We start from the raw sequence: 16,079 nt of genomic DNA, 5'->3' as shown, positions 1-16,079 counted from the left end.
CTTGTCTGCTCATAGCTCTGCTATGTTGCTGAAACACGGGCTAAGCTCACAATATATCTACACATAGACGAAGAATTCATGTGACTTTTATTTTTATAACTATTACCATATGACCATCAAATAATGATAAGCGAGCGTAATACTGAATGAAGAATCAATCGATATTGTCTACAGCTTTTACTATGAAACAAGCCGCCTCCAAAGTCGGTTTTGCTAGCGCCATAGCGTCTGCATTCTTGCTCTCTTCAGTAACAACTGCAGCAGATAACTCTACAACGATCCCTTTAGATATGTCTGGTATGAACATCACTAAGCATGAAATAGCTGTCATGCAAGTGCTCTCAGAGATATGCCCGCCGATGCTCAATGGCAAACAAAAACAGCGTTTTTATAAGTCTTATAATGTACAGCTTCACGAATTGATGCCGTCATTAGAGGATCCAAAAGCGGCTATCCAGTACTTGTCTACTCAGCAAGATTATCGCCAAATCTTGCAAGGCATTCGTAGCTGGACTATGGGATTCTCTAGACAAGAAAACAAAGCGCTATGCGAGGACTTGGCTAACGCGGCTATCTAACGGGTAGTACTGGTTGCAACAGACAATGTCTCATACGACTTGCGATGATTTATAGCCTTTGGCGATAAGTGATTGCAAGTTTTTTATTATCTTAACAATCTCCCCCGGTCTTATTTAGTTGCATTTAACAATTCCCCATCGCCGGGCATTTTGCTACTATAAGGCGTTATTTTTTTATGTCTATCGCTTAGGCAATATACTGTGCTCATCTGTCAATTATGAGTTTTGAGGCTCGGTATAAAGGTTACCAAACATACGTTTATATCCTTAGCTATGCGGTAGATACATTTGGTTTTTTGATGCGGTGTAACAATTTATGATAGTAAAGCAGGTAAAAAAACAGCTCATCCAGCTTATGGTGGCAAGCGCTTCTATGAGCGCGGTCATGGCAGGCGCCGCCATTCAAACTCCTGAAATGGACAATACTGCTTATGTATTGATGGACTACAATACAGGCGAGATTTTGGCACAAAAGAATGCCAATCAACCTCTGCCACCAGCATCCTTGACCAAAATGATGACCAGTTACATCATCGAGCAACGCTTAGCCTCAAATGATTTGAGTGAAGATGACCAAGTATTGATGAGCGAAAACGCTTGGTGCCGCGGTAGTAGTAGCCAATCTTGCATGTATGTCCCTGTCAACAAAACAGCAAGCGTGATCGATATGCTTCGCGGCATCATCATTCAATCAGGCAATGACGCCTCAAAAGCAATGGCTGAGCATATCGCTGGTAGCGAATCGGCTTTTGCTATTTTGATGAACGAGCAGGCGCAAAAGCTGGGTATGGAAAACACCAATTTTGTCAATTCAACGGGTATGCCAGATGATGGTCATTATGCCTCAGCGATGGATTTGGCCAAACTTGCGCGCGCTATTATCAAAAACAGCGGTGAGTATTATGATATCTACGCTGAAAAGGAGTTTACTTATAACGGTATTACTCAAGGCAATCGTAACGCCCTACTCGCGACCGATTCGACAGTCGATGGTTTAAAGACAGGACATACCAACGCTGCTGGTTACTGCTTGGTAGCTTCTAGCGACCGTGACGGTATGCGCCTGATCTCCGTTATTATGGGCACAGAGAGTGCGCAAGCTCGTGCGGATCAGTCGCGCGAACTACTCAACTGGGGCTATGGCCACTTTACAACCGTTACCAAAGCGCCTTCAGGTCAGTTTGTAAGCAAACTGCCAGTATGGTTTGGAGAAAATGAAGAGGTTGAGCTGGCGACTGCTGATAATTTGCAAATCTTGACCACCAAGACACAAAAAAATAAAATCACTACGGTCGTCGACATACCTGAGAGCTTAGAGGCACCTATCGCCAAAGGCCAAGAAGTTGGCAAGATGATGGCGGTTATTGATGGTAAGGCTGTAGCTTCTGTACCTATCATCGCTACCAGCGCCGTCGAGGAGTCAGGGTTTATAAGCCGGATGTGGCAGCATGTGGTACGCTGGGCGCAGAACCTGTTTTGATATATGACTTAGTTGTAAAAAAAGACGCCTAAATATCAGGCGTCTTTTTTTATGCTCAGTAGTTTTTTTGTGCTGATAGTCTTTCTTGTGCTAAGTAGTCTTTCTTGTGCTAAATAAGAAGTCCTATATCCATGCCAGCCACTCCTTAATGAGTTTCATTAATGTTTTGCTATTGATATCTGAGCTGTGACAGTAGTCGACGCCGACAGCCTTGATCCCATGCTCAAAACTCCCTAAATTCGGCGCTTGCTGCGGCGGATACCAGTAGATAATCAGCGCGCGATGCGCCTTTTCGTATTGACGGATGGATTTAGTGAGCGAGATCACTCTGGTTATCTGTACGTCTTCAGCGCACATGACTATATCTACCTTTTTAATACTCATCTGCTCAATAACAGATTTTTCGTACTGATGATAATGAACATGAGCCCCTAGTCGCTCAAGAGTAGCTGCTAGATGTCCTTTTTCGCGGTAGTAGTAATAGATAACCGTCAACTCACTAAAAACCGATTGCTGCTGAGTATGATGCTGACTGCTCATAGGAATGGTAAGCGTGAATTGACTACCCACATTAGGTGTACTCTCAACCTCTACTGTGGCACCGATGAGCTGCGCCATTTGCCTGACCACAGTCAGACCAATACCAGAGCCTTCGTATTGACGCGTCTGTGACGAGTCCGCCTGAAAGAAGGGATCAAAAATATCGTTTAGATAATCGGCATCAATACCAATACCTGTATCTTTGATCACAATCTGCCAGCGATTACTGCGATCAAAATGAGTAAGCTGCGATTGAAGGCTAATCTCACCTTTTGTAGTAAATTTTATTGCGTTATCTAGTAACGTCGATACCATCTGCTTAATCTTGTTGACGTCCCCTTGGAGCACATAATCGATATGATGAATATGACTAACAAGCGCAAGCCCTTTTTGTTGAGCGATAGGCTCATACTTAGCGAGTAAATCAGCGATAACCTCTAGCGGATTAAATTCTCGCGTCTCGATACTAATCTGACCTTTATCAATCTGATTTAGTAACATGATTTGATCAAGCATTATCACAAGCTGCTGCGCGCCTTTATTGATAATGTCAGCAGTGTCTTTTTGTTCGATATTTAAGCCTTGGCTATCGAGTAGTTGTAGGCCGCCTACGATAGCATTGAGTGAAGTTTTAAGCTCGTGATTGATCATGCTTTGAAAGGTGTGGCGTTGCAGGTTTAAAGACAAATCTTTGTTATGTAGTTGCTGCTCTAATATGGCTAGCTCTTTATAGTCGCGCTTCGTATTCTTTAAGCGCTCAAACAAAGTGATAAAAGCGTGCTTGGCTTGCATAAGCTCCTTAAACTCAAGGCGCTGCTTGGTGACAGGTAGTTGCTTGAGCTCTGGATTTTCTATGACCAGTTTGAATACATCCGTTAATGCATCTACGTCTTTGATAAACCAGTTGATTTTACGCAGTATAAACATGATCCAAGTCAGACTGAGTCCTACGATGAACAACCATAGCAGCAAATTATCTTGTAGCCAGTTGCTACGCATACGGGCTGTATCAAGCGTAATATTAAGATAGCCAACCAAACTGCCAGTGTCTTGATTCTCAGTATCAGCACTGGCATCAAGAGCTTCGTCAATAAACGTGCTACTACTAACATCACGACTGATGACAGGATAGTTAAAGCTAGCAGTATTTGAAAACAGTGCATTTTGCCAATCGCTACGAGTCTCATCACCCTTGTCTTGAGCGTTATCGGCGATAGAATATGTCGTCGAATAAAACCTAATACTCTCAATACTTGGCTCATTAGCTAACACGAGTCTCACCTGATCGGCGATTAGATTGGCACCAGCGGGCGTTGAAGCACTAGTGGTTAGTAGCGCCGCTAACTGATCAACGTGTTGCTGCTTTTGCTTATAGTGATAAACCAGACCGTAAATAACAGACAGTAAAAACCCGGTCAGCACAGTTACAAGGGTTACTTGTAAAACAGCGCTCCAAGCAATAGCGGAGAGAGTCTTTTGTGGACGGTTTTTCATATCGCGTCACTGCCATTAGACAACTGTAATGTTATAAATCTAAATACTCCCATACATACTACTGGTATTTATGCTAAGTCACAAAGGCTATTGCACCCTTTTATAGGTTTAAAAAATAATTTTAGAAGATGAGCGATTACAGCTTTGCAAACGCTCATTAAAACGTGAGCTATCGATCTCTTTTATCACCTTTAGTGAACTTTTTGCGCTGCTTGCGCTGAAGCAGTTGCTGCGCCTTTGCTTTGGTCGGTGTACTGCTTTTGTGAGCGTACGGGTTTTCGTTGAGTTTGAATACCACGTTCAAAGGCGTGCCCTCTAATTTAAACACTTGGCGAAACTGATTTTCTAAGTAGCGCTGATAGCTTTTGGGTAGCGAGCCAGTTTGATTACCATGAATAACAATAACGGGTGGATTGTGCCCACCGATATGAGCATAGCGCAGTTTGATTCTACGACCACCAACGGTTGGTGGCGGATTTGCAGTCACCGCATCTTGCAAGATTTGCGTCAGGCGGTTGGTCGATACCTCAAACATCGAGGACTCATAAGCGCGGCGAATAGACGGGTATAGATTACCGACGCCTGTACCATGAAGCGCAGATATCAGATGCACTTTGACATAAGGAATAAAGTTAAAACGGCGATCCATCTCAATCTTGATATAGTTTTTTTGATCTGGAGTCAGACCATCCCATTTGTTGATTGCAACGACTAAGGCGCGGCCTGCGTCAAGTGCATAGCCAATCATATGCAAATCTTGATCAACGATACCCTCTTGAGCATCAATGACAATGACCGTAACGTTGGAGTCCTTAATCGCCTGCAAGGTTTTGATAACAGAGAACTTCTCTACCTTTTCATCAATCTTACCGCGGCGGCGCACGCCTGCGGTATCAATTAATACATAGTCTTTGCCGTCGCGCTGATAAGGAATGTAGATACTATCACGTGTTGTGCCTGGCATATCAAATACCACAACGCGATCTTCACCTAATAGACGATTGACCAGCGTTGACTTACCGACGTTGGGACGACCGATCACAGCAAGCTTTAGGCCATCAGGCTCCTGTCCGTGCCCATCCTCTGGCATATCAGCAGTAAGTACCTCAAGTAGATTACCGACACCGCGACCATGACTTGCCGCCATTGGATATGGCTCGCCAAGTCCTAATGCATAAAACTCAGCAGGCGCTGAATCATGAGCGCCATCGACCTTATTGGCAACGACATACACAGGTTTGCCTAAGGTATGCAAAAACTTACCGATCTCAGCATCTGCGCCAATCAAACCTGCGCGCGCATCCACGACGAATACAATGATATCTGCCTCATGTATAGCAGTGTGCGACTGCTCAGACATGTAATCATCGATATTGCCGCTACCATCATCCGCCTCGCCAATGCCGCCTGTGTCAACGACAATAAAGGACTTATCTTCATATCTGGCATCACCGTACTGACGATCACGAGTAAGCCCTGACAAATCGGCAACCAAAGCCTGACGACTCTTAGTAAACTGGTTAAACAAGGTGGATTTACCGACGTTTGGGCGACCGATTAAGGCGACCACAGGCTTGATACTCATGCAATACTCTCTATGGTGTGCTTGGTAGTAAACACAGTAGCGGACAGGATTAAAGCGATAATGCTTTAAAGCGATAATAGATCAATAATAAAGGCATTAGGCACAATAGCAGCGCCTAATGCCTATGATAATAAAAAACAGCACTAAAAGGTAGCAATGCTAATTAACGTGCCAGTTGCCAAATGGAGGCTTGACCTGTGGTGCTTTGAGCCAGTAGACGATTATTATCAGACTGTAGCGTCGTCAATGCACCTTTGGTCTGAACACGGCTGACAATAGCACCAGTCGCTGGGTTAAATAGATGCACTACCCCATCCAAGTCACCAATAGCAATATAGTTGCCTATCATCACAGGGTTAGTGAGTTTGCGATAAGCCAGCTCGTTGCTCTCCCATAGCATCTCGCCGCTATTGCGATCATAAGCGATGACCTTGCCGTCTAAACTGGTCGCGATCACTTGCTGATTGTTCACCGCTAACGACTTTAGGCTAGCAAGCTCATTTATGTACATGACCTGCTTTGATGCCAAATCGATACCTAAAAGCTGACCGCTATAGCTGATTGCAAAAAGCTGATCGCCATCAACGATAGGCTTGCCATCAACATCACTCATACGCTCAACTTCACTACTGCCTGTGCCAACGCCTATGCGACGTGACCATTGCGGCAGACCACTATCAGTGGTGATAGCGTGCAGACGACCATCAGCTGTTGCCAAAAGTGCAGTCTTATCATCTAATAAGGTGGGCGCAGCTGTACCTCGAATGCTAATAGCGGGCACTTGAGTTGCAAACTGCCAAACCGACTGACCTGATTGAAGTACTAACCCGTGCAAAAACCCGTCGTTGGCGGACAGTATCACGCGGTTATTGGTAATGAGCGCAGGCGTGAGTACTGAGCCTGATAATTGCTGCTGCCAACGCTTGGCACCTGTTGTACTATCAAAGGCGAGAACCTGACCATTACGAGTAGTAACAATAGCAGTCTGACTAAACGCATCTACCGCCACGCCGCCTGTGATCTCATCACCGACATTCACTGACCATAAACGTTGACCAGTACTATCAAACCCTAGTAAATCACCACCACGCGAGGCGGTAACTATCTGACCATTATCAAAACCGACCTGCAAGCTTAAAGGATCTTTTTTGCTTGCCTTTTTGTTGCCAACATCAACATTAAAGACAGGTTGTAGCACACTAATAGGCTGCGCAATCTGTACCAGTTTTACTGGATCGTTGACGACAGGCTTGATACCGCGGTTACACCCAACGACAGCAGTCGTCATAAGCGCCAGTATTGCCGCATTCATAACCGTCTTTTTGACCATGCTTTTAGAGCGAATCGATCGAGTCATTATAGGTTCTCACTACGAGTAAATGATAAATAAGTATGCAATATAAAATTATTGTGCTGTCTCTATTGCTACGCTTTGAGCTTCAGAAGAAGCAGGTTCGACACTGATTGCCTGCGGCGCAGCACTCGAGGCTTGAACCAGACTCGCCTGCTCAGTGATAGGATCAGGTACCACACCCAAACTCTCCATTTTCAGTGCTAATACTGCACGAATTTCCTTACGCTCTCGTAACAACTCCCAAGCATTATTGTAGGCTTGAATCGCTTCATCTTGCTTATTTTGTGCCAAGTAGATATCCCCTAACAGCTCTTGTTGACTGGCTTCAAACGAGATTGGGAACTCGTTATTAGCGGCAGACAAGGCGCTATCGGCATCACCCATAGCAAGTAGGGTTTCGGCATAACGCAATTGAGTGATCGCCTTTAGACCTGCGTCACCCAAATCAATAGCCAATGCCTTTTGTAGCGTCTCGCTAGCACCTTTAAAGTCATCGTTGTCAGCTTGCGTACGCGCCTTTATCATCAGCGCTTGCCAAGCATAAACAGAGTCGCCATGAGTTTGCACTAAAGTGTCAATGTTTTGATTAAGCTGAGTGCGACTATCTGCAATCGCGGCCAAAGCATCCGCCTCCAAGTCAGGATTTTGCGACGCCAAATTAACCTCTTCATTGAGCCTTTGAATATCAGCGTACTGATCTGCGGCAACGGTATCTACGCGCGCATGGTTATTCTGCCAGTACGTCCAGCCAAAATAGCCTGCCAATGCGAGCAAAATCACAGTGATAATATTGCCACCATACTTTTGCAAAGCCTGCATTGAGTTATCGGTATTTGGTGAATTAGGGTTCAATGCCATGATCATCTGCCTACTAAATTATTAAAAAAGTATCGCGGTACAAATGCAGCTTTACTATTGTCGCTAAATTTAATTGTCACTAAATCGAAAAATTATCCGTACTAGATAACCACTGCTGCTCGACCGTCTGCTGCTCGCCTGTTTGCATATTTTTGATGCTAATGGTCTGCTCATCAAGCTCTTGCTGTGCGATAATAACGGTCAATCTAGCACCCGATTTATCCGCTTTTTTCATTTGTGCTTTAAGGCTCGTTGCCCCGCCCATTTTTATGCGCAAGTCCGCTCTATCATAGCGCAGATTTTGTGCAAAACGTACGCCTGCGCTATAGACATCAGGGTGCGCAACCACAAAGACATCACATGCAGCGACGTCATCAAAAGGTGCGACTGCTTCTATTAATAAAAGCAGACGCTCCAGACCCATAGCAAAACCAACACCAGGCTCAGACTTAGCAGGTTTGTCAGTATTCATAGATTTTAGCTGACCAATAAGTCCATCATAACGCCCGCCTGCGCACACCGTTGCCTGACTACCAAGCTTATCAGTCACCCATTCAAAGACGGTTTTGTTGTAGTAATCAAGGCCCCGTACCAAATGCGGGTTAATCTCGTACTTAATGCCCAACTCATCCAAATAAGCTTTGACTTGTTCAAAGTGAGCCGTGCTTTCATCACTCAAAAAGTCAGCAAGCTTTGGCGCATCCGCTAAGAGAGCCTGCGTGCTCGCCTCTTTACTATCCAATATCCGTAGTGGATTGGTACTCAAGCGGCGCTTGCTGTCTTCATCGAGCTGATCTTGCTTATCCGTTAAATAGCTAACCAGCGCATCACGATAAGCATGGCGCTCATCACTCTCGCCTAAGCTATTGAGTTGCAGCTGCATCTCGTCTTTGAGACCCAGCATTTGCCACATAAGATAAGTCATGGCAATCAGTTCAGCATCGGCATCAGGTAACGCACTACCAAAGCTCTCGACACCGAGCTGATGAAACTGACGATAGCGGCCTTTTTGCGGACGCTCATAACGAAACATAGGCCCTATGTACCACAATTTGGGTGCATCACCGCGCAACAGGTTATGCTCGATGACCGCGCGTACCGCTCCTGCCGTACCCTCTGGGCGCAAGGTAAGCGGCGTTGGTGGCTCAGACTTATCAATAAAGCTATACATCTCTTTTTCGACGATATCGGTTGCCCCACCGATCGCTCTTGCAAACAGATCTGTCTGCTCAACGATAGGCAAACGGATATGTTCATAGCCATATCTAGCGAGTACTTCTGCTAGTATTTTCTCTAAACGTAGCCATTTTGCCGCTTGTTCTGGCAAGATATCGTTAAACCCTTTGATCGCTTTTATCATGGTGCCTTTATATCCCTAAGAATCACTTGTACTTTATCATTATTATTTAGTGCTAGACTATTTAGTGCTAGTTTTTAAGCTACTCGACTGCTTATCCGACTCTGATAATCTCATTTTCGCGTGCTTTGGCAAGCTTATCAGCATGCTCACGCACCATCGTTTCGATTTCATCAACTAAGTTGGTGGTATCAATCAGATGACTCTTCTCGCCCATGCGGTAGACCAAAGATTTGGGCGCTGCACCCACAATTCCTATATCCGCCTCTTTAGCTTCACCTGGGCCGTTAACCTTGCAGCCTATAACCGATAAATTCATCGGCTCGCGTATATCCTCTAAACGCGACTCAAGGGCAGTCATGACTCTAATCACATCAAACTCTTGGCGCGAGCAGCTTGGACAAGCAATAAAGTTAACGCCATTTGAGCGAATATTAAGGGACTTTAGAATATCAAAACCTATTTTAATTTCTTCTTCAGGCTCTGCGGCGAGCGATATACGAATCGTATCGCCAATACCATCAAGTAGTAAACCGCCTAATGCAATAGCTGACTTGACCGCGCCAGTACGATAGACGCCCGCTTCAGTCACGCCCAAATGCAGCGGATTATCAATCTGCGCAGATATCAGGCGATACGCATCCATCGTCAAAAATACATTACTGGCTTTGACTGAGACTTTGTATTGATCAAAGTTTAGACGATCTAAGATATCGATATGACGCATGGCCGACTCAAGCATCGCCTCCCCAGTCGGCTCGGTGTATTTGCGCTGAATGTCTTTTTCGAGCGAGCCTGCGTTGACACCAATACGAATCGGAATATTATGATGACGAGCACAAGCGACTACTTCACGTACCTTGGCATCGCTACCGATATTACCTGGGTTAATACGCAAGCAATCAGCGCCCGCCTCTGCTACTGCTAAAGCAATTTTATGATCAAAATGTACGTCGGCAATTAGCGGCACACTAACTAATTTGCGAATCTTGCCAAAGGCTTCGACCGTATCCATCGTCGGCGTCGATACGCGCATCATATCAGCCCCAGCCTCAACGCAGCGCTCAATCTGAGCAACGGTAGCTGCAACATCGCAGGTGTCAGTATTGGTCATACTTTGTACACTAATAGGCGCGTCGCCACCGATTGCCACATCGCCAACATAGATTTTTTTGGTTTGACGACGGTTAATAGGTGTAGGCATAGACATATAAACATCCTTTATTTAAAAATCGCAATCGATTGATACCGCTAAGCTTGGCGTTTTATTTAAGCTTATAAGCTTATGGATTTAAGATGAAGCTGGCTTGGTCGCCCGCTGCATACTCATCCATAGCAACTGGCTCTTGATTAAACGTCATGCTGACACCAGCGGTATCACTGATATTGACGTTCAAAGGCGGCGCGCCTAAAAGCTCATAAGTACCCGCAGTCTGATCACCTGTCATAAGGCTGCTGCCTGCAGCGTCTGTGATATTGACGACGACGGGATCGGTAATACTGACCACAAGTGGCAAGCGAGCATTAGTCGTAGGCTCACCTAAATTAAGCGCCGATCCTGAAGCGCCAACCGTATCTTGGTTATCGATTGCAGCGCCTTGAGTCTGCTCAGCAACTGAGATGTCCTCTGATAGCGGCGTTGGCTCTTGAGCGTTATCGCTGGTAGCATTGCTCACCATACGATACAAGAATATCGCTAGGATAATTAGAGCAATCACAGCGATAACAAGCATAGGATTAAAACGGATACGATTGTGCGTATCGCGCTGCAAAGTACCCATAGGTCTAAGTGGCGAGTCGATATTATTGACTGAGAGCTGCTTAAGCTCATTGGGGTAAGCGGCATCAAAACTATCTGCGACTTTGATTGGATCCAAATCTAAGAACTTAGCATAATTAATCGCAAAACCACGCGCAAAAGCAACTTGCGGCAAATCAGAGAAGTTCTCATTCTCCAATGCTTGCAGGTGACGCTTTAATATAAATAGCTCGCTAGCAGCCTCGTCTAAACTGATCTGCTTTGATGCTCGCGCCTGCTGCAACATAGCACCGAATGATCCCTGAGCGCCAGATGATTGATGTGATGAAGGGGTGGTCATTTCCATGGAGCCTCTGGGTTATTAAGCCAATTCTTAAGTTGTTTTGCTTCATCGCTGAGTGGATAAGCGGATAGAAGTTGCTGCGCTAACTGCTGGCGCGTTGATATCTGGTTTTGTGCGTCAGCAAGTTTGATGCCTTGGAGCATAAGTCGTGGACTTACGCCTTGCCCTTGCACCAGTATTAAAGTCTCATCATAGAGTCGTTGTGCTTGCTGTACGCGCTGCTGCTCAAGGAGCAGATCAACCAGCTCGATATGGGCAATAATACTACTACGGTTACCGTCTAGTGCGCGCAAAAATGCTTTTGCTGCAGCTGGATTATCATTGAGCTGAAGGTAGGTGCGCCCCAAATTTTCAAGCGCGCCGATCCGGCCTTCGTAACCGAGAGTCGCGCCTGCAATCTCAAACTGCTCAGCGGCTTCCTTATAGCGATCCATCTGTGATAAATAAACACCGTAGTTGTTACGCGCCTGCACAAAATCAGGATCTAAGGTGATCGCCTTTTTAAAATACTGATCCGCCTTTTGCAAATTTATGCGGCTGCCTTCTTGCTGTAACAAAACGCCCATCATATCATAGGCAGGCGCGTACCTGCTATCGGCAGCAAAAGCTTTTTCGAGTTGTCGCTGCGCGGTATCCAGCTCATTTTTTCGAATATATTGCGCAGCAAGCGTGGTACGAACGCGCGCCACTTCCTGCTTATCGACACTACGATTATCGCTTGCCTGCGTTGTGGTCTGATAACGCGTACCACCAAGCAAGTCTGTATTTTGACTGCTCTGACACCCTGCCACAGATAAGAGAACGACACTTGCCGTCACCAGTTTATAAGTCGCAAAGCTTTGTCTACAGTGTGTACTTTTATGAGTTAAAAAAGAGCATTTGGGTTGATATAAGTATTTAAGCATCATTAAAGCTACCATTAAACGATTATTCAAAACAGGTTTTTCACCTTGGTTATCGCGTGCAGCTTAGGCACTCTAACGCGATAAGATCTTTGGTGATTGTCAACACTGTGAAACGGTGCAGCATCAGTTTAATAGATTTGCAATCTATAAGTACAATTTACTTTGCCAAGTGAATATTATACTGTCATAAAAAGACAACTTACTAGCCTCAGCTCTCTTCTCTATCTTTAATACTTTGTTGCCACGCCGCTGAGCGCCGAGTACGATCAGCCACCTGTCCGACCAATTGACCACAAGCGGCGTCAATATCATCGCCACGCGTTTGACGTATGGTACAGACAAAACCAGCTTCGCTTAAAATATTGCTAAAGGCATGAATGCGATTATTACTTGATTTGTCGTAATTGGCATGTGGGAACGGATTAAACGGAATCAGATTAATTTTACTAGGCAGATCACCTAGTAAAGCGACTAATTCCCGCGCGTGCTCATTACTGTCGTTGACACCATCTAGCATCACATACTCTATCGTCACATGTTTTTTGTGGCGTGGATTGACCTCATAGACATAGTTGCGAGCAGCGGCCATCAATTGCTCAAGCGGGTACTTTTTATTAATAGGTACCAGCTCATTACGTAGCTCGTCATTTGGCGCATGCAAGGATATAGCGAGCGCCACATCGATATCTTGTGCCAGCTCATACATCTTGGGCACCACGCCTGACGTTGATAAGGTCACGCGGCGCTTGGATAAGCCATAGCCATGATCACTGAGCATCAGCTCCATAGAGCTAACCACAGGGGTGTAGTTGAGGAGCGGCTCGCCCATGCCCATCATCACCACGTTAGTGACGTTGTTCTCCCACAAACTATGATCGACATGCTCTAAGCTGTCATTGTCATCAGTCATATAAGAGGCATTAGCGACCCACAACTGACCTAATATCTCAGCGGCACTCAAATCACGCTCGAAGCCTTGTTTGCCGGTGCTACAAAAACTACAATCCAGCGCGCAGCCCACTTGTGAGGATATACATAAGGTTTTGCGGCCGTTTTCTTTACTGTCATCTGCCGGTATCAATACGGTCTCAACCAAAGAGCCGCCTGTGACTTCAAACACCCATTTACGCGTACCGTCGTTACTATACTGACGATGAATTACCTTTGGCGGTGTCACGCAGGCATTTTGTGATAATTTATCACGCAAGGATTTACTTAAATTGGTCATCTGATCGAAGTCAGTGACACCGTGCTGATAGATCCATTTAATGACTTGGGTGGCGCGAAACGGCTTCTCGCCTATACTCTTGAAGTACTCGGCCAGTTGCGCTTGCGTCATACCAAGTAGATTGGTCTTGGCTTTTGCTTCGTCTACTAGCTTGATACTTGTAGTCTTGGCAGGGACATGCTGAGTTGGCGCTTGAATGGTTTGAATCGTTGACATAATAAATACCTTTTTTGCACCCACTCATAAGCGGCGCAAGTATTGAGATGCAAGTATATAAATCATCATGCTAGAAATGCGGCATAAGCAATCCGTTATGAGCGTGCTTTTTGTATTGAATAATAGAACATGCTGATAAGGGATTGATAACGCTATGTAAATACAGATGATGAGGCAAATGGTCGCTAATTTCAACAACAAAGCGCTAAAACGGCTTATACCCATAAGATATAAGCCGTTTAAATATTCTATATCGCTTTAGTGGTTACCAGCGATACAAATTAACGGGTACGCGCACAGACTTCATCATCGTTGAAGAAGTAGCTGATTTCACGTTTGGCAGATTCTGCTGAATCTGAACCATGTACCGCGTTTTCATCGATGCTGCTAGCAAAATCAGCACGGATAGTGCCTTTTTCCGCGTCTTTTGGGTTGGTTGCACCCATGATTTCACGATGACGAGCGATAGCGTTTTCGCCTTCTAGTACTGATACGAGTACTGGACCTGACATCATGAATGATTTTAGATCGTTATAAAATGGACGCTCAGCGTGCTCAGCGTAAAAGCCGCCTGCTTTTTCGTCATCTAATTGCATCATTTTTGCGGCAACGATTTTTAGGCCCGCGTCTTCAAAACGGCTATAGATTGCGCCGATATGATTGCCGCCAACCGCGTCAGGTTTAATAATAGATAAAGTACGTTCGTTAGCCATGTGTAGCTCCTAATAAAATGTGAATAAAAAGGGTAAATATCTGTGATCACTATGACGTTTAGGCATACTAATGCGTATATCTGCGCCTAAACGTGTGATTGCTGCCTATTATAATGATTGACGCTATAAATGATAGGGATAATTTATAATTGTCCCTTAGTAAAAGATAACTATAGACCCAAAAACAAAAAGTCCCAATACTTATTGAGACCTTTTAAATCAAAGCTATTTATTTACTGTCAGCAAAATATCAATTAAGCATCATACGGATCGCGCAGTACGATAGTCTCTTCGCGGTCAGGACCCGTTGAGATAATATCGATAGGACAATCGATGAGTGCTTCGATACGCTTGATGTAGATTTTGGCATTTTCTGGCAGATCATCATAGTTAGTGATACCGACTGTTGACTCGCTCCAACCTTGCAAGGTTTCGTACTTTGGCGTCACAGACTCATAAAACTCGGCATCATGAGCGCCTGCGCATTCAGTCTCTGGCAGATTGTAACCCACACCAATCATCAGCTCTTCTAAACCGTCTAATACATCAAGCTTAGTCAAGCAGATACCTGACAATGAGTTTAATACCACAGCGCGGCGCAGGGCTTCGGCGTCGAACCAACCACAGCGACGCGCACGTCCCGTCGTCGCACCAAACTCATGACCAACACGGGCAAGATGCGCGCCCACATCATCAAACAGCTCCGTTGGAAACGGACCGCTACCGACGCGAGTGGTATAGGCCTTTGTGATACCTAAAACATAATCTAAGTATAAAGGACCGATACCCGTACCCGTAGAGACGCCGCCTGCGGTAACACTAGAGCTGGTGACAAACGGATAAGTGCCATGATCGATATCGAGTAGCGTGCCTTGCGCGCCTTCAAACATCAAATTCTTGCCCGCTAAACGCAACTGATTCAAATCTTCAGTGACATCAGTGACCATACCTTTGATTTCCTCGCGCCACTCTTGGCACAGCTTGAGCGTCTCATCAAAGTCAATGGCATCGACTTTATAGTACTGCGTCAATTGAAAGTTATGATACTCAATAAGGTTACGTAGTTTTTCTTCTAGATCATCACGGAACAGATCAGCAAGCTTGATCGCACGGCGAGCGACTTTGTCTTCATAGGCAGGACCAATACCGCGACCTGTCGTACCGATTTTGCCACTGCCGCGGCGAGCTTCACGAGCTTGATCAAGTGCCACATGATACGGCATGATAAGTGGGCAATTGGGCGAGATACGCAAACGCTCGCGTACTGGAACATCGTTAGCCTCAAGCTCCCTCATCTCTTTGAGCAAAGCGTCAGGCGCTAGCACCACGCCATTACCAATAAAGCAAGTCACGCCCTCACGTAGGATACCTGATGGAATCAGATGCAAAATAGTCGTTTTTCCGTCGACCACTAAGGTGTGACCTGCGTTATGACCGCCCTGAAAACGTGCAACGGCAGTGGCTTTTTCAGTCAGCAAATCAACGATTTTGCCTTTGCCTTCATCGCCCCATTGGCTACCCAAAACTACGACATTCTTACCCATGATAAATCCTTACGCTACTGTATTGAGTACTCGTTTTAAACCAGCTTACTCTCAAACTTATCAGCTTACCTTTGGTAGTACTGATACATCTGATAATTGCGCTACTATAAAACGGTACGAGTGTA

At 45.3% G+C, this 16,079-nt stretch carries 13 protein-coding genes; 2 read left to right on the top strand and 11 right to left on the bottom strand.

What is annotated here, in order from left to right; all coding sequences use genetic code 11:
- Nucleotides 1-182: 182 nt before the first annotated feature.
- A complete protein-coding gene (locus ACR64J_RS04170) occupies nucleotides 183-578 on the top strand; it encodes an MCR_0457 family protein (RefSeq protein ID WP_435950580.1) in 396 nt (131 codons plus the stop codon).
- Between the two features lie 316 nt (nucleotides 579-894).
- Nucleotides 895-2,058: a D-alanyl-D-alanine carboxypeptidase family protein gene (locus ACR64J_RS04165; RefSeq protein ID WP_317199952.1), complete on the top strand. Its 1,164-nt coding sequence runs from the start codon at nucleotides 895-897 to the stop codon at nucleotides 2,056-2,058.
- Nucleotides 2,059-2,181: 123 nt separating this feature from the next.
- Here ACR64J_RS04165 and ACR64J_RS04160 read toward each other — a convergent pair whose 3' ends face one another.
- From ACR64J_RS04160 to ACR64J_RS04110, 11 genes are all read right to left on the bottom strand, one after another.
- Complete coding sequence (locus tag ACR64J_RS04160) at nucleotides 2,182-4,092, bottom strand: sensor histidine kinase (protein ID WP_435950579.1); 1,911 nt, start codon at nucleotides 4,090-4,092, stop codon at nucleotides 2,182-2,184.
- Between the two features lie 169 nt (nucleotides 4,093-4,261).
- Nucleotides 4,262-5,677 (bottom strand): ribosome biogenesis GTPase Der, encoded by a 1,416-nt coding sequence (gene der, locus ACR64J_RS04155; RefSeq protein WP_317199950.1) that lies wholly within the window; start codon nucleotides 5,675-5,677, stop codon nucleotides 4,262-4,264.
- A 163-nt stretch (nucleotides 5,678-5,840) separates the two neighbouring features.
- A complete protein-coding gene (gene bamB / locus ACR64J_RS04150) occupies nucleotides 5,841-7,034 on the bottom strand; it encodes an outer membrane protein assembly factor BamB (RefSeq protein ID WP_435950576.1) in 1,194 nt (397 codons plus the stop codon).
- A 48-nt stretch (nucleotides 7,035-7,082) separates the two neighbouring features.
- Complete coding sequence (locus ACR64J_RS04145) at nucleotides 7,083-7,889, bottom strand: YfgM family protein (RefSeq protein ID WP_317199948.1); 807 nt, start codon at nucleotides 7,887-7,889, stop codon at nucleotides 7,083-7,085.
- Between the two features lie 79 nt (nucleotides 7,890-7,968).
- Nucleotides 7,969-9,249: a histidine--tRNA ligase gene (gene hisS / locus ACR64J_RS04140; protein ID WP_435950574.1), complete on the bottom strand. Its 1,281-nt coding sequence runs from the start codon at nucleotides 9,247-9,249 to the stop codon at nucleotides 7,969-7,971.
- 91 nt (nucleotides 9,250-9,340) lie between these two features.
- Nucleotides 9,341-10,456, bottom strand: coding sequence for a flavodoxin-dependent (E)-4-hydroxy-3-methylbut-2-enyl-diphosphate synthase (ispG, locus tag ACR64J_RS04135; RefSeq protein ID WP_435950573.1), 1,116 nt, complete (start codon nucleotides 10,454-10,456; stop codon nucleotides 9,341-9,343).
- Nucleotides 10,457-10,529: 73 nt separating this feature from the next.
- On the bottom strand, nucleotides 10,530-11,345 hold the full coding sequence (locus tag ACR64J_RS04130) for a helix-turn-helix domain-containing protein (protein WP_435950571.1): 816 nt from the start codon (nucleotides 11,343-11,345) through the stop codon (nucleotides 10,530-10,532).
- Nucleotides 11,342-12,166, bottom strand: a complete 825-nt coding sequence (pilW, locus tag ACR64J_RS04125; protein WP_435950569.1) for a type IV pilus biogenesis/stability protein PilW — start codon at nucleotides 12,164-12,166, stop codon at nucleotides 11,342-11,344. Before pilW ends, ACR64J_RS04130 begins: the two co-directional genes overlap by 4 nt.
- Before the next feature lie 295 nt (nucleotides 12,167-12,461).
- Nucleotides 12,462-13,697, bottom strand: a complete 1,236-nt coding sequence (gene rlmN, locus ACR64J_RS04120; protein WP_435950567.1) for a 23S rRNA (adenine(2503)-C(2))-methyltransferase RlmN — start codon at nucleotides 13,695-13,697, stop codon at nucleotides 12,462-12,464.
- Nucleotides 13,698-13,978: 281 nt separating this feature from the next.
- Nucleotides 13,979-14,410 (bottom strand): nucleoside-diphosphate kinase, encoded by a 432-nt coding sequence (ndk, locus tag ACR64J_RS04115; protein ID WP_435950565.1) that lies wholly within the window; start codon nucleotides 14,408-14,410, stop codon nucleotides 13,979-13,981.
- Nucleotides 14,411-14,664: 254 nt separating this feature from the next.
- Nucleotides 14,665-15,954 (bottom strand): adenylosuccinate synthase, encoded by a 1,290-nt coding sequence (locus tag ACR64J_RS04110; RefSeq protein ID WP_435950564.1) that lies wholly within the window; start codon nucleotides 15,952-15,954, stop codon nucleotides 14,665-14,667.
- Nucleotides 15,955-16,079: the final 125 nt, after the last annotated feature.

The sequence above is a fragment of the Psychrobacter sp. DM8 genome, from assembly GCF_051307025.1.
Classification (GTDB): Bacteria; Pseudomonadota; Gammaproteobacteria; order Pseudomonadales; family Moraxellaceae; genus Psychrobacter.
The sequence above is the reverse complement of the archived record's forward strand: the minus strand, read 5'-3'. Positions and strand labels throughout refer to the sequence as shown.